The organism is Amycolatopsis sp. Hca4, assembly GCF_013364075.1.
Taxonomy (GTDB): domain Bacteria; phylum Actinomycetota; class Actinomycetes; order Mycobacteriales; family Pseudonocardiaceae; genus Amycolatopsis.
This window is the reverse complement of record NZ_CP054925.1, coordinates 8687769-8706919: the sequence shown is the minus strand read 5'-3', so window position 1 is coordinate 8706919 and position 19151 is coordinate 8687769. Positions and strand designations below refer to the sequence as shown.

Annotated in this window: 18 protein-coding genes; 7 read left to right on the top strand and 11 right to left on the bottom strand. The window is 70.6% G+C overall.

All coding sequences use genetic code 11. The annotated features are described in order from the left end of the window. Window positions 1-261: 261 nt before the first annotated feature. Window positions 262-780: a hypothetical protein gene (locus HUT10_RS39655; RefSeq protein WP_176175875.1), complete on the top strand. Its 519-nt coding sequence runs from the start codon at window positions 262-264 to the stop codon at window positions 778-780. 40 nt (window positions 781-820) lie between these two features. On the opposite strand, the gene HUT10_RS39650 is transcribed toward HUT10_RS39655, so the two are convergent. Continuing rightward, the gene (locus HUT10_RS39650) at window positions 821-1489 is read right to left on the bottom strand and encodes a YoaK family protein (protein WP_176175874.1); all 669 of its coding nucleotides are present in this window, start codon (window positions 1487-1489) and stop codon (window positions 821-823) included. 290 nt (window positions 1490-1779) lie between these two features. On the opposite strand from HUT10_RS39650, the gene HUT10_RS39645 reads away from it, so the two are divergent. After that, window positions 1780-2631, top strand: coding sequence for a helix-turn-helix transcriptional regulator (locus HUT10_RS39645; RefSeq protein WP_176175873.1), 852 nt, complete (start codon window positions 1780-1782; stop codon window positions 2629-2631). A gap of 3 nt (window positions 2632-2634) precedes the next feature. Next, window positions 2635-2820, top strand: a complete 186-nt coding sequence (locus HUT10_RS39640; RefSeq protein WP_176175872.1) for a DUF397 domain-containing protein — start codon at window positions 2635-2637, stop codon at window positions 2818-2820. Here HUT10_RS39640 and HUT10_RS39635 read toward each other — a convergent pair. From HUT10_RS39635 to HUT10_RS39610, 6 genes are all read right to left on the bottom strand, one after another. After that, window positions 2804-3919 carry an amidohydrolase family protein gene (locus HUT10_RS39635; protein WP_176175871.1) on the bottom strand — a complete coding sequence of 372 codons (1116 nt, stop codon included), beginning with the start codon at window positions 3917-3919 and terminating at the stop codon, window positions 2804-2806. The two genes, HUT10_RS39640 and HUT10_RS39635, sit on opposite strands and share 17 nt — an antisense overlap. Next, complete coding sequence (locus HUT10_RS39630; protein ID WP_176175870.1) at window positions 3916-4440, bottom strand: GNAT family N-acetyltransferase; 525 nt, start codon at window positions 4438-4440, stop codon at window positions 3916-3918. Before HUT10_RS39630 ends, HUT10_RS39635 begins: the two co-directional genes overlap by 4 nt. Window positions 4441-4519: 79 nt before the next feature. After that, window positions 4520-5272 (bottom strand): succinate dehydrogenase/fumarate reductase iron-sulfur subunit, encoded by a 753-nt coding sequence (locus HUT10_RS39625; protein WP_176175869.1) that lies wholly within the window; start codon window positions 5270-5272, stop codon window positions 4520-4522. A 73-nt stretch (window positions 5273-5345) separates the two neighbouring features. Then, on the bottom strand, window positions 5346-7262 hold the full coding sequence (locus HUT10_RS39620) for a fumarate reductase/succinate dehydrogenase flavoprotein subunit (RefSeq protein WP_176175868.1): 1917 nt from the start codon (window positions 7260-7262) through the stop codon (window positions 5346-5348). Window positions 7263-7314: 52 nt separating this feature from the next. Further along, window positions 7315-8139 carry a hypothetical protein gene (locus tag HUT10_RS39615; protein WP_176175867.1) on the bottom strand — a complete coding sequence of 275 codons (825 nt, stop codon included), beginning with the start codon at window positions 8137-8139 and terminating at the stop codon, window positions 7315-7317. Continuing rightward, window positions 8136-8423 carry a hypothetical protein gene (locus tag HUT10_RS39610; RefSeq protein WP_043783673.1) on the bottom strand — a complete coding sequence of 96 codons (288 nt, stop codon included), beginning with the start codon at window positions 8421-8423 and terminating at the stop codon, window positions 8136-8138. Before HUT10_RS39610 ends, HUT10_RS39615 begins: the two co-directional genes overlap by 4 nt. A gap of 235 nt (window positions 8424-8658) precedes the next feature. Between HUT10_RS39610 and edd the strand changes: the two genes are divergently transcribed. From edd to HUT10_RS39590, 4 genes are all read left to right on the top strand, one after another. Then, window positions 8659-10557, top strand: coding sequence for a phosphogluconate dehydratase (gene edd / locus HUT10_RS39605; RefSeq protein WP_176175866.1), 1899 nt, complete (start codon window positions 8659-8661; stop codon window positions 10555-10557). Beyond that, complete coding sequence (eda, locus tag HUT10_RS39600) at window positions 10554-11159, top strand: bifunctional 4-hydroxy-2-oxoglutarate aldolase/2-dehydro-3-deoxy-phosphogluconate aldolase (protein ID WP_176175865.1); 606 nt, start codon at window positions 10554-10556, stop codon at window positions 11157-11159. The genes edd and eda overlap by 4 nt, the downstream gene beginning before the upstream one ends. 204 nt (window positions 11160-11363) lie before the next feature. Then, on the top strand, window positions 11364-13331 hold the full coding sequence (locus HUT10_RS39595; RefSeq protein WP_176175864.1) for a PEP/pyruvate-binding domain-containing protein: 1968 nt from the start codon (window positions 11364-11366) through the stop codon (window positions 13329-13331). A 20-nt stretch (window positions 13332-13351) separates the two neighbouring features. Beyond that, complete coding sequence (locus tag HUT10_RS39590) at window positions 13352-14692, top strand: MFS transporter (protein ID WP_254897227.1); 1341 nt, start codon at window positions 13352-13354, stop codon at window positions 14690-14692. A 327-nt stretch (window positions 14693-15019) separates the two neighbouring features. Here HUT10_RS39590 and HUT10_RS39585 read toward each other — a convergent pair whose 3' ends face one another. The 4 genes from HUT10_RS39585 to HUT10_RS39570 form a co-directional block, all read right to left on the bottom strand. Continuing rightward, complete coding sequence (locus HUT10_RS39585) at window positions 15020-15547, bottom strand: regulatory protein RecX (RefSeq protein WP_176178261.1); 528 nt, start codon at window positions 15545-15547, stop codon at window positions 15020-15022. Between the two features lie 85 nt (window positions 15548-15632). After that, on the bottom strand, window positions 15633-16679 hold the full coding sequence (gene recA, locus HUT10_RS39580; RefSeq protein WP_176175863.1) for a recombinase RecA: 1047 nt from the start codon (window positions 16677-16679) through the stop codon (window positions 15633-15635). A gap of 239 nt (window positions 16680-16918) precedes the next feature. Then, window positions 16919-17113, bottom strand: a complete 195-nt coding sequence (locus tag HUT10_RS39575; protein WP_176175862.1) for a DUF3046 domain-containing protein — start codon at window positions 17111-17113, stop codon at window positions 16919-16921. Window positions 17114-17149: 36 nt separating this feature from the next. Next, window positions 17150-18991, bottom strand: a complete 1842-nt coding sequence (locus tag HUT10_RS39570; RefSeq protein ID WP_176175861.1) for an Hsp70 family protein — start codon at window positions 18989-18991, stop codon at window positions 17150-17152. Window positions 18992-19151 lie beyond the last annotated feature (160 nt).

Genomic DNA, 19151 nt, shown 5'->3' with positions numbered 1-19151 from the left:
TCCGCAGGGGATGACGGCAGGCAGCCGTCGGCTGCCCCGCGCACGCGGTCCCCCCGGTGTCAGCCGAGAGGTACCTTAAGCGCAGATCCGGTCCGGGGGAAAGCCTCCAACCAAGTAACGCGGATCGCCGTTGACCGAACGGCCGAGCGGAGGATACGGTCCGGTCTGTTCTCGCATGGGGGGCCATGTCGGGTCGAGGACGCAGCACTCTGTCCGGCGACGCGCGCCCAGCCCCGCCGACCACAAGGAGTGCAACCCGACATGCGTATCCGCACCAAGCTGATCGCCGCGACCGCCCTCGCCGGCGCCGCGGTGGTCACCGGCACGGCGGCGATCGCCGGCGCCGCGTCCGCCGGCACGGCCTCGGACGACAACCCGCCCGGCCTGGTCGAGGACTACAGCTACCCCGGCGCGGACAAGATCCTGCGCGACCGCGGCATCACGCTGGTCAGCGGCGACGGGCACATCGTGCTGGTGGACTGCGCCGGCCACACCGGCGTGATCGAGGTCTACTCGACGAACAACCCGGCCGACCACGGCACCGACCCCGGCCACTACTGCTTCCAGGTGACCGGGCCGTCCGGCTACCTCAAGCTCAGCATCCCGTACGCGTTCCAGGCCAAGGGCGACGACCAGGACGCCCACAACGTCAAGGCGACGGTCACCATCAAGGGCGCGCCGACCACGGTCAACGTGGACACGCACGGCTGGACCGGCTTCGGCGAAGGCGCGGGCCAGGACCCGGCCACGCTGGTCGAGCTCAAGGTCACCGGCTCCTGACCGTCCTCTGTGGATGATGCTGCGCGGTGGACCGTTCCGTTCACCGCGCGGCTTTCCGCGTGGCCCGCTGCAGCACGCCGAGCACCCCCACGACCAGCACGAGAGCCAGCGCCAGCGCAACCCACATCGCGACGTGCAGCTGCAGCAGCCCGCCGGCGAAGGCCCCGGCGAGCATCGCCCCGACGGCGGCGACCTTCCGCAGCGGGTGCGCCCCCGGCCCGCCGGCAGCCTTCGAGTCGGCGGCGAAGCCGGTGAGGGTCATCGTCAGCACCGTGGTCGTCAGGTCGGGCGCCCCGATCCGGCGCACCGCCGCGTTCTGCAGCCCCATCGCCAGCCCGAGCACGATGATCAGCAGTTCGGCACCCAGCCGCGTCCCGGCACCGAGAGTGGCGGACAACACGACGGCCACCGCGATCAGCCCCGCCTGCACGGCGGTCGCCTGGCGCAGGGCGTCGTGGTCGTCGTCGCGCCGGGCCAGCCGTCCGCCGGCGAGCGCGCCGGCCAGGAAGGCGAGCACGGCGGTCAGCGAGGCGAGCACCGACAGCGTCGTCTCCCCGGCCGCGGCGAACCCGAAGAAGACGACGTTCCCGGTCATGTTGGCGACGAAGACCCGGCCCAGCCCGAGGAAGCTGACCGCGTCGACGACCCCGGTGACGACGGTCAGCGCCAGCAGCAGAGCGGCCAGGTCCCGCGGTTTCGGTTCAGCCATGGGGGAAGTCAACCACTCCCCGGCCGGTCACGCGCTCCCCGGAGGACCGCCGGGACCGGCCGTCCACGAAGAATTCGCTAACCCGAGCCCCTTTCCCCACGGCCGGATACCCATTCAATCCGTTACCGGATACCGTTTAAGAAAGCGCGAAGCTGCTTCGCGCGCGAAGCAGCTTCGCGGCGCTTCGCGAGCGGATTCCAGTGTCACACAGGCGAAACACCGATCTCCTTGCGGTGAATCCGCGCGCGGCGCGTGCCGTTTTGTCGGAGGCCCCCTCTACCGTCCGTGGCATGACCGAAAAGAGCACAGTGCGCACCCGGGAAATGGCTTGCGAACTCAAGGGCCAGCGCGAGCTGAACCGGATGACCCTGCGTGAGCTGGCCCGCCGCGCGGACTGGTCGGCGTCGAAGGTGTCGGCCTGGGAAAACGGCCGCCGCATCTCGCCGATCGACGCCGCCATCTACCTCGCCCACTGCGGGACCAAGGCCGCCGAACGCGCGCGCCTGCTCGAGCTGGCGAAGCCGCCCAGCGACCTCTACTGGGTGCGGCCGTACTTCGACAAGCTCGTCGACCCGATGAAGTCCCTCATCATCCAGGAGAACCTCGCCGACAGGATCATCTCGCACAGCCCCACCGCCATCCCGGGCATGCTGCAGACCGAGGACTACGTCAAGGAACTCCACGAACTGACCGGGCGCTACACCGCGGACCGCCTCAAGCTCCTCGTGCAGGCCCGGATCGACCGGCAGCAGCTCCTGCAGCGCCGGAATCCGCCGCGCTGCCTGTACTTCGTCTACGAACGCACCCTCCGGACCATCGTCCGCGACCCGGCGCTGATGCACGAGCAGCTGCAGTACCTGGTGCTGTCGACCAACCTGCCGCACTGCACCATCCGGGTGCTGCCGGAATCCGCACTCCCCTACCACCTGGTCGGCAGCCGCTTCACCATCATGGAATTCCCCGAACACCCGCCGGTCGTCTACGAGGAAACCTTCGCGGCGGGCCTGTTCATCGACGACCGGGTCGCGGTCGAGGCGTTCTACATCCTGGCGACAAGGCTGGAACAAGCGGCGCTGTCCGAGGGACAATCGCGGGAGTTGCTCATCCGGCTGGCGGACGAGTTCGAGCGCATGAAGGAGTGACCGATGGCGGGCCGCGAACTGATGTGGTTCAAGAGCAGTCACAGCGATGCGGACACCGAGCACAGCACCTGCGTGGAAGTCGCCCTCGATACCCGGATCACCGCGGTCCGCGACTCGAAGGCGCCCGCCGCCGGGCACCTGGCGGTCCCCCACCCCGCGTGGAACGCCCTGCTCAGCTCCCTGCGCTGAGGCGTTCCCCGTCGTGCCAGACAGCGCGGGTCCGCCCGGGCAGATCGGTCACGTCGAGGTCCGTGCCGCCCAGCAGCACCAGGTCGGCCCGTAGCCCCGGTTCGACGCGGCCGCGGTCGTCGTCGAGGCGGAGCAGGCGCGCGGCCTCGGAGGTCGCCGCCTTCAGGGCAGCCGCCTCGCCGAGCACCGCGGCCAGCAGCCGCAGCTCGGTCGTCAAGTCGACATGGGGACGCGGCGCGAGGTCCGAACCGGCGGCAACGTGCACCCCTGCTTCCACCGCGAGCCGAAGCGAGCGGCGGTGCGTCTCGGCGAACTCGCTGTCGCTGATCGGCGAAAGCGTCGGCACGTACCACGCGTTCCCGAGTGCGGCCACGGCGTCGTCGTCGAGGAAGGTGCCGTGCTCGATGCTGCGCGCCCCGGCTCGGGCGGCCGAGACGACGGCGGCGGACGTGTGCGCGTGGGCCAGCACGTCCCGGCCGCAGCGGCGGGCTTCGTCGACCAGCGCGGCGAGTTCATCGTCGGTCGGCCGGACGTCGGTACCGTCGCGGACCGCTCGCATGGCACCGCTCGCGCCGACTTTGACCCAGTCGGCGCCCGCCCGCACCATCCGCCGGACGGCCGCGCGCGCCGCGTCCGGCCCGTCGAAGAGCGGGTCGGGCAGCGAGGGGTCCCCGAAGCGGTCGACGGCCCCGGCGGGCGGTTCCCAGCTGTCGCCGAGCCCGCCGGTCGGGCCCAGCTGACGCAGGCTGACCAGCAGGTCGGGCCCGGCGATCCAGCCTTCGCGCAGGGCGTGCTTGAGCCCGGCGTCGGCACCCCAGGCGTCCCGGACGGTGGTGATCCCCCGCGCCAGCAGACCCCGCAGCACCGGCACGGCTTCGAGGATCCGCGCACTGCGCGGCAACGGCTCGGGCCGCGGGAAAGCCACGTGCACGTGGCAGTCGATGAGCCCGGGGATCAGCAGGCCCCCGGAGCAGTCGACTCGCTGGCCGTCGAGCCCCAGACCCACCTCGGCGATGCGCGAGCCGTCCAGCCGCACATCCGCACGGGTGCGCTCCCCGGTGTCGGGGTCGAACACCAGCGCACCGGCGAGCACCGTCACGCAAGATCCTTGCGGTAGACAAGGAAATCGCACGGCGTGGCCAGCGAAGGCGCAAGGTGCGGGTAGTCCTCGGCGAGGCCGGCGCGGTGGGTCACGCGGTACCCGAGCCGGCCGTACCACTCGGCGAGGAACTGCTTCGACGGGTGCGTCCAGTCCCGCGGCACGAGCAGTTCGAGCTGCATCTCCCGGCACCCGGCGGCCCGGCTCGCCTGCTCGGCGAACCGCACCAGCTCCCGCCCGACACCGAGTCCGCGCCGAGCCGGATCGGCGGCGAGCATGCCGAACTCACCGGTCGCCTCATCGAGCCGCTGCACCCGCACCGACCCGGCAAGCTCCCCGTCCGCGAACGCGGCGGCGATCTCCCCGGCCGCCACGAACCCCGCGACCTCCTCGGCGGAGGTCCGGTCGGTGTTCTCCCGCCAGAGCCCCTTCTCGGACTCGGCGTAGACGTGGTTGACCAACGCCGTGACCCGTTCGATCACGGCCCGCTCAGCCGACGGCGGCAACAGCTCGATCTCCATGCCCCCACCTTGCCACCCCACGAAAAGACGCTCGCGAACCGGCCCGAGGCACGGTTCGCGAGCGTCGAGGGAGAAAGCCCTACTTGTCCCGGCGGAAGAGCTTGTTGCCCAGCCACACGATCGGGTCGTACTTCCGGTCCGCGACGCGCTCCTTCATCGGGATCAGCGCGTTGTCCGTGATGTGGATCCCCTCCGGGCACACCTCGGAACAGCACTTCGTGATGTTGCAGTACCCGAGCCCGTGCTCGTCCTGCGCCGCGTCCCGGCGGTCGGCGACGTCCAGCGGATGCATCTCCAGCTCCGCGATCCGCATCAGGTACCGCGGCCCGGCGAAGGCTTCCTTGTTCTCCTCGTGGTCACGCACCACGTGGCAGGTGTTCTGGCACAGGAAGCACTCGATGCACTTGCGGAACTCCTGCGACCGCTCGACGTCGACCTGCTGCATCCGGTACTCGCCCGGCTTCAGGTCCGCCGGCGGGGTGAACGACGGGATCTCGCGCGCCTTCGTGTAGTTGAACGACACGTCGGTGACGAGGTCGCGGATCACCGGGAACGTCCGCATCGGCGTCACCGTGATCATCTCGTCCTCGGTGAACGTCGACATCCGCGTCATGCACAGCAGGCGCGGACGGCCGTTGATCTCCGCCGAGCACGAGCCGCACTTGCCGGCCTTGCAGTTCCAGCGGACGGCGAGGTCCGCGGCCTGCGTGGCCTGCAGCCGGTGGATGATGTCGAGGACGACCTCGCCCTCGTTCACCTCCACCGTGAAGTCCTGCAGCCCGCCGCCGTCGGCGTCGCCGCGCCAGACCCGGAAACTCGCCTTGTAGCTCATGCGCACACCTCGCTGGCGCTCGGTGCCGCCTGAGCCGGAAGCGCTGTGTTGAATGATTCGCTCGCAAGCTCGCTCATGCTTTGCTCCCGGGGTGCGTTTCGAGCTCCGCATCGGTGTAGTACTTCCCGAGTTCACCGAACTCGAACAGCTCCAGCAGGTCCTGCCGCAGCGGCACCTGCTCCTTCACCTCGACGGCGATGTCCGGCACCACCGGGTTGTCGCCCGGAGCCGCCGAACAGACGAGGAGCTTGTTGCGCCAGTCCGGTTCCATGCCCGGGAAGTCGTCGCGGGTGTGCCCGCCGCGGCTTTCGGTCCGCGTCAGCGCCGCCTTGGCGACGCACTCGCTGACCATCAGCATGTTGCGCAGGTCGATCGCCAGGTGCCAGCCGGGGTTGAACTGCCGGTGGCCCTCCACGGTCACGTGCAGGATGCGCTCCCGCAGCTCGGCCAGCTTCACCAGCGCCTGCTCGATCTCGCCGGCCTTGCGGATGATGCCGACCAGGTCGTTCATCGACTGCTGCAGCTCGGTGTGCAGCGTGTAGGGGTTCTCGGCCGAGGCACCGGCGGGCGGGTCGAACGGCGCGAGCGCCATCTTCGCCGCGGCGTCCACATCGGACTCGCTGAGCGCGGGCCTGCCCTCGAGACCGGACACGTACTCGGCCGCGCCGAGACCCGCGCGCCGGCCGAACACCAGCAGGTCGGACAGCGAGTTGCCGCCGAGCCGGTTGGAGCCGTGCATGCCGCCCGAGCACTCGCCGGCCGCGAACAGGCCGGGCACGCTCGCCGCCGCCGTGTCCGGGTCGACCTCGATGCCGCCCATCACGTAGTGGCAGGTCGGGCCGACCTCCATCGGCTCCGCGGTGATGTCGACGTCCGCCAGTTCCTTGAACTGGTGGTACATCGACGGCAGCCGCTTGCGGATCTCCTCGGCCGGCAGCCGGCTGGCGATGTCGAGGAAGACGCCGCCGTGCGGGGAGCCACGGCCCTCCTTGACCTCGGAGTTGATCGCGCGGGCCACTTCGTCGCGGGGCAGCAGGTCCGGCGTGCGCCGGTTGTTGTCCGCGTCGGTGTACCAGCGGTCGGCTTCCTCTTCGCTTTCCGCGTACTGGCCCTTGAACACCTCGGGCACGTACTCGAACATGAACCGCTTGTCGTCGGAGTTCTTGAGCACCCCGCCGTCACCGCGCACGCCCTCGGTGACGAGGATGCCCTTGACGCTCGGCGGCCAGACCATCCCGGTCGGGTGGAACTGGACGAACTCCATGTTGATCAGCTTCGCGCCCGCCCGCAGGGCCAGCGCGTGGCCGTCGCCGGTGTACTCCCACGAGTTCGACGTCACCTTGAACGACTTGCCGATGCCGCCGGTGGCGAGCACGACCGCGGGCGCCTCGAAGAGGATGAACCGCCCGCTCTCGCGCCAGTAGCCGAACGCGCCGGCGATCCGGCCGTCGGTGGTGAGCAGCTCGGTGACCGTGCACTCGGCGAAGACCTTGATCTTCGCCTCGTAGTCCCCGGTCTCGGCGAAGTCCTCCTGCTGCAGCGAAACGATCTTCTGCTGCATCGTGCGGATCAGCTCGAGCCCGGTGCGGTCGCCGACGTGCGCGAGCCGCGGGTACGTGTGCCCGCCGAAGTTGCGCTGGCTGATCCGGCCGTCGGCGGTGCGGTCGAAGAGCGCGCCGTAGGTCTCGAGCTCCCAGACGCGGTCCGGCGCCTCCTTGGCGTGCAGCTCGGCCATCCGCCAGTTGTTGAGGAACTTGCCGCCGCGCATGGTGTCGCGGAAGTGGACCTGCCAGTTGTCGTTCGAGTTCGCGTTGCCCATCGAGGCCGCGCACCCGCCCTCGGCCATCACCGTGTGCGCCTTGCCGAACAGGGACTTGCACACGACGGCGACGCGGAAGCCGCGTTCACGGGCTTCGATCACGGCGCGCAGACCGGCGCCACCGGCACCGATCACCACCACGTCGTAGCTGTGCCGTTCGACCTCGGTCATGTAGGGATTCCACCTCGGAACTGGGGGACTTCGTTGCTGGGAGAGGAGTGCGTTAGTTGACGAATCTCAGGTCCGAGATCGCGTTGCTGGCCACGAGCATGACGTAGAGGTCGGTCAGCACCAGCGTGCCGAGCGTCGTCCAGGCCAGCGTCATGTGGCGGGTGTTGAGCTTGGTGACCTGCGTCCAGATCCAGTAGCGCACCGGGTGCTTGGAAAAGTGCTTCAGCCGGCCGCCGGTCACGTGCCGGCAGGAGTGGCAGGACAGCGTGTACGCCCAGAGCAGGACCACGTTGGCGAGCAGGATGACGTTGCCCAGCCCGAAGCCGAAGCCGCCGGTCTTCCCGTGGAACGCCGTGATCGCGTCGTAGGTGTTGACCAGCGAGACGAGCAGCGCGACGTAGAAGAAGTAGCGGTGGACGTTCTGGATGATCAGCGGCAGCCGCGTCTCGCCGGTGTACTTGGCGTGCGGCTCCGCGACGGCGCAGGCAGGCGGGGAGAACCACACCGACCGGTAGTACGCCTTGCGGTAGTAGTAGCAGGTCAGCCGGAAGCCGAGCAGGAACGGCAGCACGACGAACCCGAGCGGGATCCAGCCGGGCAGGTCGCCGAACCAGTGGCCGAAGTGGCTCGAACCTTCGACGCAGGAGGTGGACAGGCAGGGCGAGTAGAACGGGGTCAGGTAGTGGTACTCGGGCACCCAGTACGCGGTGCGCACGAACGACCGGACCGTCGCGTAGATGATGAACGCCGACAGTCCGAGCACGGTCAGCAGCGGCTGCAGCCACCACCGGTCCGTGCGGAGGGTGCGCTCGGCGATCCGGGCCCGCTTGAGAGCCCGGACGCCGGTGCCGACGCCGTTGTCAGCCGGTGCGCTCACCGCTGGTCGCGCTTGTAGCCGCCGACGCCTTCGTCATCGGCGCCGTGCCACAGCGCCGGGTCGTAAGGGGTGTCGGGGACGGGGACGCGTTCCGCGGCCTTCGCCTGCGCGGGTACCGCGAGGGGCACGCCGTCGAGGTCCGCGATGTCGATGTCGAGGCGCTCGACGTCGTTGGCGAGCCGGCGCACCGCCGACGCGTCGCCGTAGCGAGAGCGCAGTGCGCCGACGCACTGCCGGAGCTGGCCGATGGTTCGCCGCAGCTCGGCGATCTCGGAGGTGGACATCATGCCTCCCGTGGTGGTGGGGCTGGCAGGGAACCGGCTAAGGCTCTGCCTCGCGTCGTGCAGTGTGACAACTAGCACACTAACGGTTCCGAAGGTGATCGGGGTCACGCAAATCGATCTTCTGAATCGATTTTGATTCGGCGTTTCGGCGAGGTAATGTGGCCAGAGTCACGACCCAGAGGCGTCAGCGCTGCCGTCCCGCGGACCACCCCACACCAGTGATCCGGAGCCGGACATGAGCCCCACCCCCACCACCCCGCTGCGTCCCGTGAACGACACCGTCGCCGAAGTCACCGCGCGGATCGCCGCGCGCAGTGCCGCGACCCGCACCGCCTACCTCGATCGCACGGCCGCCGCGTACGCCGACGGCCCCGTTCGCCGCGGCCTCGCGTGCAGCAACCTCGCCCACGGTTTCGCCGCGATGGACGGCGTCGACAAGGAGGCGCTGCGGGCCGCGCGCGCCCCCGGCGTCGCGATCGTGTCCTCCTACAACGACCTGCTCTCGGCGCACCAGCCGATGCAGGAGTACCCGGCGTGGCTGAAGAAGTCGGTGCGCTCGGCGGGCGGGGTCGCCCAGTTCGCCGGCGGCGTGCCCGCGATGTGCGACGGGATCACGCAGGGCCGCGCGGGCATGGAGCTGTCGCTGTTCAGCCGCGAGGTCATCGCGATGTCCACGGCGATCGCGCTCTCCCACGACATGTTCGACGCATGCCTGCTGCTGGGCGTCTGCGACAAGATCGTGCCCGGCCTGCTGATCGGGGCGCTGTCCTTCGGTCACCTGCCTGCCCTGCTCGTTCCGGCGGGCCCGATGAACTCCGGGCTGCCGAACAAGGAGAAGGCGCGCGTCCGGCAGCTGTACGCCGAAGGACTCGCGACCCGCGAAGACCTCCTCGACGCCGAAGCCGCGTCGTACCACTCGGCCGGCACGTGCACCTTCTACGGCACGGCCAACTCCAACCAGATGGTCGTCGAGGTGATGGGCCTGCACCTGCCGGGCGCCAGCTTCGTCCAGCCGGGCTCGTCCTTGCGTCAGGCGCTGACCGAGGAGGCCGGGCGGCGGGTCGTGGCGATCTCGCGCGGCGAGGAGTACACGCCGGTCTCGCGGATCCTCGACGAGAAGGCGTTCGTCAACGGCGTCATCGCGCTGCTCGCCACCGGCGGGTCGACCAACCACACGATGCACCTGGTCGCCATCGCCGCGGCCGCGGGCATCCAGCTGACCTGGGACGACTTTTCGGACCTGTCGGCCGTCGTGCCGCTGCTGGCCCGGGTCTACCCGAACGGCAGCGCCGACATCAACCACTTCCACGCCGCCGGCGGCATCCAGTTCCTGGTCGGCACGCTGCTCGACGCCGGGCTGCTGCACGAGGACGTGCACACGGTGGCCGGGTTCGGGCTGCACCGCTACCGCGCCGAGCCGATCCTGTCCGACGGCGAGCTGGTCTGGCGGGACGTGCCCACGCGCAGCCTCGACGAAGAGGTGCTGCGCCCGGTCTGGCGGCCGTTCGCCGCGGACGGCGGGCTGCGGATGGTCGAGGGCAACCTCGGCCGCGGGGTGGTCAAGGTGTCCGCGGTGGCGCCCGAGCACCGCGTCGTCCAGGCGCCGGCCCGGGTGTTCACCACGCAGGAGGGCTTCAAGGCCGCGTTCGACGCGGGCGAGCTGAACCGGGATGTCGTCGTGGTGCTCCGGCAGCAGGGCCCGCGGGCCAACGGCATGCCGGAGCTGCACGGCCTGACGCCGGCGCTGGGTGTGCTGATGGACCGCGGGTACGCGGTGGCGTTGCTCACCGACGGCCGGATGTCGGGCGCGTCGGGCAAGATCCCGGCGGCCATCCAGGTGACGCCGGAAGCGGCCGCGGGCGGCCCGATCGCCCGCATCGCCGACGGCGACGTCATCCGCCTCGACGCCACTTCGGGCTCGCTCGACGTGCTCGTCGGTGACGAAGAACTCGCCCGCCGCGAGCTTGTGGACTCGCCGCCGTCCGAAGCATCCTGGACCGGCACCGGCCGAGAGCTGTTCGCCGCGTTGCGCCGGGCGGTCGGCCCCGCTGACCAGGGCGCTTCGGTGTTCGGCGGCTTGACCCCGGAGCACTTCGGAACGCCCGCTTTCACAACACAGGAGGTCGGTCAGTGACCACCGGTCAGGACCTGCTCGAGCTGTCCCCCGTGATGCCCGTGGTGGTGATCGAAGACGCCGCCGACGCGGTGCCCACGGCCCGGGCCCTGCTCGCCGGCGGGATCGGGGTCATCGAGCTGACCCTGCGCACCCCGGCCGCGTTGTCCGCGATCGAGCGCGTCGCCGCGGAGGTGCCGGAGATCGTCATCGGCGCCGGCACCGTCACCGCGCCCGAACACGCGAAGCAGGCGGCCGACGCGGGCGCGAAGTTCCTCGTGACGCCCGGGTGCACGGACTCGGTCGTCGACGCGTGCTTCGAGTCCGGGCTGCCGTTCCTGCCCGGCGCGAGCACGGTGTCGGAGGCGATGCGGCTGGCCGAGCGCGGGCTGACGGCGTTGAAGTTCTTCCCGGCGGAGGCGTCCGGCGGCGTCGCGTACCTGAAGGCGATCGCGGGTCCGTTGCCGTCGCTGCACTTCTGCCCCACCGGCGGGATCACGGTGGCGTCGGCGCCGTCCTACCTGGCGCTGCCGAACGTCGGCTGCATCGGCGGTTCGTGGCTGACGGCCTCTCTCGACCCCGCCACGATCGAGAAGCTCGCCGCGGAAGCGGCCGCGCTGTAGCGGAGATCACCCCGCGTCGTCGCCGCACCCGAACGGCGGAATGAGCGTCCGCATCGCGGGAGCACCGTTCCAGCGCGCTGGAACGGTGCTCCGAGCGGGTGTGGCGCCGGTCATCCATCCCGCTGAATGGCGCATTCACCGAGCAGGTGGGTGATTTACCGGCCTGTTATCGTTTCCCCTCGCTATTTCCAGCGAGGAGAATCCGTGTCATTGACCAGCGTGGTCGCGCCCAGTCCTGCCCCCGAGACCGTCGCCGCTCTCGTCGGCGAACGCCTTTCGGTGTCCGCACTCCAGCAGCTCGGCGGCACTCTCGGCGGCTATTCCTTCGTCAAGGTCGTGGTCGACCGCGAGCAGGCGAAGATCCACTTCCTGAACAACGCGCGGCATTCCTTTCACGCGATCTATATCGGCGAAGAGATCCTCGGCGTCGCGGAAGAACGCGTGCGCGCCGAGATCGACTCGTACAACGACGCGTTCTACCACGCGCCCGGCCGCCGGTTCCTGCTCGGCATTCTCGCTCTGCACCCGCAGATGCTTTCACTGGAGACGGTCGAGGTCGACACCATGCCGGCCGAGCTGATCCGGGAGTTCCACGCCTTCGTCACCCAGTACGTGGACCCGTCCCTGCCGCTGCTGTTCAAGCCGGCCAACCAGCTGCAGGAGCGGATCGTCCGGGAGATCCCGGCGAGCGAGCTGCCGCGCGTCTTCGCGCACGAGCTGTTCTCCACGGCGCCGTTCGTGCCGCTGAACCCGGGCACGGCCGTCGGACGGCTGCGCCTGTTCCGCACCGAGGCCGAGTACCGCGCCGCGAAGCTGGACTGGTCCGACATCATCGTGATGGACCGGGTGCCCGACGACATCCCGCGGCTGGCCGGGATCATCAACGCCCGGCACACGACACCGTTGTCGCACACCAACGTCCTCGCCACCGGCTGGCAGATCCCCAACGCCGTCCAGCTCGGTGCGCCGGCCGAGATCGAGCGCCGCGGGCTCGACGGCAAGTGGGTCGAGTACACAGTGGACGCCCAGGCGCTGTCCCTGCGCGAGGTCGACGAGCCGGCCGACGCGGCGCCGCCGTCGTGGTACGCCCAGCGCGTCACCCTGGAGCAGCCGGAGGCCGACCACAGCCCGATCGTGAACCTCGCCCGGCTGCGCGCGGCCGACCGCCACCGCTACGGCACCAAGGCGGCCAACCTCGGCGAACTGCACCACGTGCTGGCGCACGGGTCGCAGCGGCTGCTGGGCTTCTACCAGGTGCCGCGGCCGCCGCGGGACAGCCTGCTGCCGTACCTGGCCCGGTTGCTGGACGTCCCGCCCGACGCCGACCTCGGTGCGGCGGCCCGTCGCCTGCTCGACGAGCACGTCCGCGTCCCGCGCGGCATCGCGCTGCCGTTCTCGCTGCAACGGCGGTTCCTGGAGTCGTCGCCGCGGATCCAGCAGGCCATCGGCAAGCTGAAGATGGCGCTGGAGCTGGACGCGCGCGAGATCGAGCCGCTGTGCGTCGAGCTGCAGGGCCTGATCCGGTCGGCGCGCCTGCCGGGCGCGCTCGCCGGCGAGATCGACTCGGCGCTGGTGTCGCAGCTGGCCGGGGTGCGGGCGTTCGTGGTGCGCAGCTCGTCGAACGCCGAGGACCTCGCCGGGTTCTCGGCCGCCGGGATCTACGAGTCGCACAACCACGTCACGACGGCCGAGCGGATCTTCGCCAGTGTCAAGGAGGTCTGGGCGTCGCTGGTGTCCGTGCGCAGCGTCCGGCTGCGGCAGCAGGCCGGGATCTCCCTCGACGAGTGCTACATGGGCGTGGTGATCCAGGAGCAGGTCGCGGCGGACTTCGGCGGGGTGCTGGTGACGACGAACCCGATGAACCGCGTGGACTTCCGCACGGTGTACGTCAACGTGTCGCCGCGCGTGACGGACGTCGTCGACGGCACGACCTTGCCGATGCAGTACCTGTATTCGACGGTCGAGGGCGGCGGCCGCACGCTGTCACTGGGCGACGCACCCACGGACCTCGACGCGCGGGCCCACGACCAGCTGCAGCGGCTGGCGATCGCCGGTCGCCTGCTGCAGGGCCACTTCTCGCCCGACTACACGTTCGACGCACCGGTGGACGTCGAGTGGCTCGCCGACGGCGAGCACCTCCACCTCGTGCAGCTGCGCCCCTATTCGGCCTGACCTTCCCGGGAGAAACGACCATGCTGGGCCTTCGCCTGCCCGCGCCACCCGCCGTTCAGCGCGCCGTCCGGCTGACCTACGGCTTCCAGTTCTTCTTCGGCCTGCTGCTGTGGGTGCCGATCTTCTACTCGTACCAGAAGCTCATCGGGCTCTCCGACGGCGAGATCTTCGGCATCCAGAGCATCTACTACATCGTGTTCTGCCTGCTCGAGATCCCGACCGGGATGATCGCCGACCGCTTCGACTACCGCACCTCGCTGACGGCGGGCGCCGGCGTGCTGGTGGCGGCGAACCTGGTGCCGGTGTTCCTGGGCTCCTACACCGGGTTCCTGGTGCACTTCGTCCTGATCGCCCTGGCCCGCTCGCTGGTGTCCGGCGCACAGAGCGCGTACCTGTACGAGTACCTGCACGCCTCCGGCGCGGGGGAACACTACCTCCGTGTGGAGGGGGTCGGCCGCGCGTACAGCCTGGTCGGCAAGATCCTGTTCTGGCCGGTGATCGGCTTGCTGATGTCCTGGAGCCTCCCCTCTCCGTACTGGCTGACGGCGATCAACGCGGCCATCGCGCTGGTCTTCGCGGCCAAGCTCCCGCCGATCCCCGGCGGCCGCCGCGTGACCGGCAAGACGGCCTCGCTCCTCGCGGGCGTCGGCGGCGCGCTGTCGGCGCTGCGGTCGTCCCGTTGGCTGATGCTGCTGATGGTGCAGGGCGTCGCGATGTTCACGCTGGTGCGGATCTGCCAGGTGAACCTGTTCCAGCCGATCCTGGCGTCGAAGTCGCTGTCGGTGAACTGGTACGGCGCGGTCCTGGCCGCGATGACGGTCTTCGAGGCCCTCGGCGCGGCCCGCCCCCACCGGCTCCGCCGCGCGATCGGCCCGGTGGGTTCGGTGTTCACCCTGACGATCGTGATGGCCCTGTGCCTCGGGGTGATCGTGTTCGTGGGCTCCTTCCCGGCGGTGGTGCTGCTGTGCGTGTTCGCGGTGGCGACGGGCATCGCGTTCCCGGTCCAGAAGCAGCTGCTGAACGACTCGATCCCGGACTCCCGCTACCGGGCGACGCTCCTGTCCATGGAGTCCATTGTGGACAGGGCGGTGTGCGCCCTGGTGGCGGTGGCCCTGGGCGCGTACCTGGCGGCCGGGCAGCTGAACGAGTTCCTGGTCCTGACGGCCGTGGTGACGTGCGTCGCCATGGGCTTGCTGGCGGTGTTGCTGCTGGCGGTCCGCAAGCACCGCTCGGACCGCCGAGTGCCGATCGCGCGGCGACCCGGCCAGGCCGGCCCGAGCATCCCGGCCACCGGTCAGAGCACCCCGGCTGCCGGTCCGGAACTCCGCGCCCGGAGCCAGATGGGCGAGGCCCGCTCCTGACCCACCGATGCGCACAGCCACCCCGACACCAGGTCGGTAAGGCCTCGGCCCGCAGCCTCGGCTCCCTCCGGACCGCCGCATGCCGATTGCCCACCGCCCCGGCCAAGCCGGCCCGAGCATCCCGGCCACCGGTCAGAGCACCCCGGCTGCCGGCCCGGAACTCCGCGCCCGGAGCCAGATGGGCGAGGCCCGCCCCTGACCCACCGATGCGCACAGCCACCCCGGCACCAGGTCGGAAAGCCTCCGCTCACCCGCTGGCCCGGCCAGCCTCCGGCGGTACCAGGTCGGCAGCAGGCTCCGGCCCCCTCAGCCGGCGCCAGACACCAGTCAGTCGATGACGGCGTCGTCGAGCAGGGTGGACTCCGCGCCGTACGCGCGGAGCTCCTCCCTGATCACGGTGTAGGCGAGCCCCTGCGGGTAGCCCTTCCGTGCGAGGAAGCCGAGCAGCCGCCGCAGGGCGGTCTGCTCGTCGACGTTGCCGAGCGAGCCGAGGCGCTTGCGGACCAGTTCCCTGGCCATCTGCTCCTCGGACTCGCGGTCGACCTCACCGGCCGCCTGCGCCGCGACCTCGCCATCGACACCTTTGCGCCGCAGCTCGGCCACCAGCGCGGTGCGGGACAGGCCCTGGTTCGCGTGCCGGGATTTCACCCACAGCTCCGCGAACTCCGCGTCGTTGACCAGCCCCGCCCGGTCGAGCTTGCCGAGCAGGGTTTCGCAGGTCTGTTCGTCGAACCCCTTGCGGTGCAACGCCTGCCGCAGCTCCTCCTGGGTCCGCGGCCGAGCGGCCAGGAGATCGAAGCAGATCTCCTTGGCCTTCTTGTACCGCTCCTCAGGAGGAAGCTCGGCCGGCGACACCTTGGGCGCCCTGGCCACCTGAGTCACTCCTCGTCTTCACGCCCACCGCGGACCACGACCGCGGCGGGCTTCCCGCACCGGGCGATCAGAAGTCGACCGGCGCCGGAACCGCCTCGACGGCTTCCGCGTCGAGCTGCGGCCCGATGCCGAGCTTCTCCTTGATCCGCTTCTCGATCTCGTTGGCGATGTCCGGGTTGTCGCGCAGGAACCGGCGCGCGTTCTCCTTGCCCTGGCCGAGCTGGTCGCCCTCGTAGGTGTACCAGGCACCGGACTTGCGCAGGATGGCCTGGTCGACGCCCATGTCGATGAGCGAGCCCTCGCGGGAGATGCCCTGGCCGTACAGGATGTCGAACTCGGCCTGCTTGAAGGGCGGGGCCACCTTGTTCTTGACGATCTTGACGCGGGTCCGGTTGCCGACCGCCTCGCCGCCGTCCTTCATCGTCTCGATGCGGCGCACGTCCAGGCGGACCGACGCGTAGAACTTCAGCGCCTTACCACCGGTGGTGGTCTCCGGGGAGCCGAACATGACGCCGACCTTCTCGCGGAGCTGGTTGATGAAGATCGCGGTGGTGCCGGAGTTGGACAGCGCACCGGTGATCTTCCGCAGCGCCTGGCTCATCAGCCGCGCCTGGAGACCGACGTGCGAGTCACCCATCTCGCCCTCGATTTCGGCGCGCGGCACGAGCGCGGCCACGGAGTCGATGACGAGGATGTCGAGCGCGCCGGAGCGGATCAGCATGTCCGCGATCTCGAGGGCCTGCTCACCGGTGTCCGGCTGGGAGACGAGCAGCGCGTCGGTGTCGACGCCGAGGTTCTTCGCGTACTCCGGGTCGAGCGCGTGCTCCGCGTCGATGAACGCCGCGATGCCGCCGGCGCGCTGCGCGTTCGCCACCGCGTGCAGGGCGACCGTCGTCTTACCGGAGGATTCCGGGCCGTAGATCTCGACGACGCGGCCGCGGGGCAGCCCGCCGATGCCGAGGGCGACGTCGAGGGCGATCGAGCCGGTGGGGATCACGGCGATGGGCGGCCGGGTGTCCTCGCCCAGGCGCATCACCGAGCCCTTGCCGTACTGCTTGTCGATCTGCGCGAGCGCGAGCTCGAGCGCCTTGTCCTTGTCGGGTGCTGCAGGCATGGAAGTCCACCTCGCTGGTCGAAGCCCCGGCTTTCCGGGGGCTCTGTGTCGGTTCTTCAGCTGTCCGGTCCGACGCTAGCGGCGGGGACCGACAATTCCAGGCGCGGCGCCCAATCTGTGGATCGCTGGACCCGATGTGGACAACACCTTAGACGAACACCTGTTCGAGGTCGGCAGCGACACACCCTTGCGCTAGGATTTTCGCCCGCCCGGGTCGCCACTCCCGGGACAACCCCAGGTCAGCGCCGTTCCGCCGGGACGTCGAAGGCGTCGCAGACCTCACGCCAGATCTCCTTCGCCGGGATCCCGGCGGTCAGCGCCTGGTCGACGGTGCGCCCGCCGAGCCCGCTCAGGACGTGGTCCCTGGCCAGCACCTGGGCCCGCCCTGGGCCGAACTCCTCGGCCATCAGCCGCCGGAAAACCGTGATCCGCATCGGACCCACTTTAACCGGCGGGCGCGCACCGGCCGCCTACTGACCCGGCTGGACGCTGGCCTCGAAGTAGTCGGCCAGCGTGCCGGGCGTGGTCGCCGCCGCCTGGTCGCTCGTGTTCAGCTGGTAGATGAACCCGGCCAGCGGCCGGTCCGACACGGTGAACACGAGCACCGCCGACGTCTTCCCGGCGGCCGACGAGTAGTGGCCCTTGAGCCCGTTGCCGCCCCAGTCGGCCTCGGTGCGGTCGCCGCCCGCCGAGGTGAGCAGGCCGTCGGTGTACTGCTTGAGCGTGTCGGCGCTGTCGCCGTGGACGTAGGTCACCTGCGTGCCCGCCCGGCCCGGCGCCGAGCAGGTCGAAGCGGCCCCGAGGCTCTGCGCCGGCGCTGCCGGGCCGTTGCCCATGCCCGGCTTGCAGTCGCCGGTGTCGGCGATCTTGCCGGCGAGCTGGCGCAGGCACCCCGTGAAGCCCTTGTCGTCGGCCTGTCCCGGCGTCCGGCACTGGTCCGCGGTGTAGGTCGCCACCGAGGACGACGACGTGAGGAACAGCGTCAGCCCCACCGCGAGCGCCACGACGACCGCGGCCGCGATCCCGATCAGCAGCTTCTTCTTCCCGCGGGGCGCGGCCTTCTCCGGCGCGGGCGAGTACGCCGGGAAGTTCGACGGCACCGGCTGCGGGCCGCTCGGCGGGAAGTTCGAGGGCGCGTACCCCGGGTACTGCGGCGGCGGAGGCGGCGGCGCGTACTGCAGGCGGTGCGGCGGTGCACCCGCGGCCACCGCCCCTTCCACGTTCTGGGTGCGCACCGACAACCCGTCCCGGGCCACGTGCTGCGCGCCGAGCGCGACGGCGGTCTCGGGCTGGTCGAGGCTGCCCGGCACGACGCCGAGCTTCTCCGCGATCATCGTGCCGACCAGCGGCAGCCGGCTCGACCCGCCGACGAGGTAGATGCCGGCCAGTCGGTCCGGGGTCAGCCCGGACGACCGCAGTGTCCGCGAAAGCAGCTCGACGCTGCGCAGCATCGCCGGCCGGACCAGGCCTTCCAGCTCGCCGCGGGTGACGAGGACGTCCTTGAACGGCTCGGGCATCGGCACCTCGGTCTGCGGGTGCCGCGACAGCGCCTCCTTGGCCGCCTTGACGTCCTCCTGCAGCGCGCGCCGGGTGCGCCGGTCGCCGGTCGACTCCGGGCGCAGCAGCCGCTGCCAGCGCTGCGGGTCGGAGTGCGAGACCTCGCGCCCGACGTGCACCATCAGCGCCTGGTCGACGTCGAGGCCGCCGAGGTCGGGCAGGCCGTCCTCGGCGAGCACGGTGAACCCGTTCTGGGTGGCGCCGACGACCGCGACGTCGAAGGTGCCAGCGCCGAGGTCGTAGACGGCGAGCGCCTGGCCGGGCGCGAGCGACTTGCCGGGGAAGGACGCGAAGTGCGCCGCGGCGGCGACCGGCTCGGGCACCAGCAGGATGTTCGGGCCCATCCCGGCGAGCCGGGCGGCGGACATCAGCACGTTCCGGCGCGTCTGCCCCCACTGCGCGGGGTGGGTCAGCCGGACCTCGTCGGGCTGCTCGCCGCCGAGCTGGCGGGAGGTCTCTTCGAGCACCCGGCGCAGGATGGCGGCCAGCGCGTCGGTCACCGGGACGACGTCGGTGCCGAGCAGCAGGGTCTGCTCGTCGATGCGGCGCTTGGGGTTCGGTTCGAAGCGCGTCGGGTCGAGCCGGGCGCGCCGCTCGGCGTCGCGGCCGACCATGATCGTGCCCTCTTCGGTGGCGAACACCGCCGACGGCATGTTGGCCGAGCCGTCCACTTCGACGACCCGGGGCGGCATGCCGTGCGCCGAAAGCACGGCGACGGTGTTGGACGTCCCGAGGTCCACCGACAGGATCCGCACAGCACTCCCCTTCGCGAAAACACGCCACGACGGCGCCCGCGTGATGCTGCCATGCGCGCGGTCACCGTGCGTGCGGACCCGGGAAAGTCACTGCTCCTTGACGTGGACGTCGATCAAGGTGCACGATAGTTGCACGGTTCGGTCATCGGAGTTGACCGGA